This window comes from Secundilactobacillus mixtipabuli (genome assembly GCF_002217925.1).
GTDB classification, from domain to species: domain Bacteria; phylum Bacillota; class Bacilli; order Lactobacillales; family Lactobacillaceae; genus Secundilactobacillus; species Secundilactobacillus mixtipabuli.
Map to the genome: position 1 here is coordinate 1 of NZ_BCMF01000032.1, position 272 is coordinate 272.

Genomic DNA, 272 nt, shown 5'->3' on the forward strand with positions numbered 1-272 from the left:
AAAAAACAGCCATCGATTTCTCGATGACTGCTTCGCTTGCGTGGCAACGTCCTACCCTCGCAGGGGGCGATCCCCCAACTACTCTTGGCGTGCTGAAGCTTAACTTCTGTGTTCGACATGGGAACAGGTGTATCCTTCAGGCTATCGCCACCACACTATTGAGAACTGATGCTCTCAAAACTAGACAATATCATTTTCTCTTACCGATGAACACCACTACTCGTGGTTAAGTCCTCGACCGATTAGTACTAGTCCGCTCCGTGCATCGCTGC

At 50.0% G+C, this 272-nt stretch carries 1 rRNA gene; it reads right to left on the reverse strand.

Annotation, left to right across the window (positions count from 1 at the left end):
- Window positions 1–38: 38 nt before the first annotated feature.
- Window positions 39–155 (reverse strand): 5S ribosomal RNA (rrf, locus tag IWT5_RS11840).
- Between the last annotated feature and the right edge of the window lie 117 nt (window positions 156–272).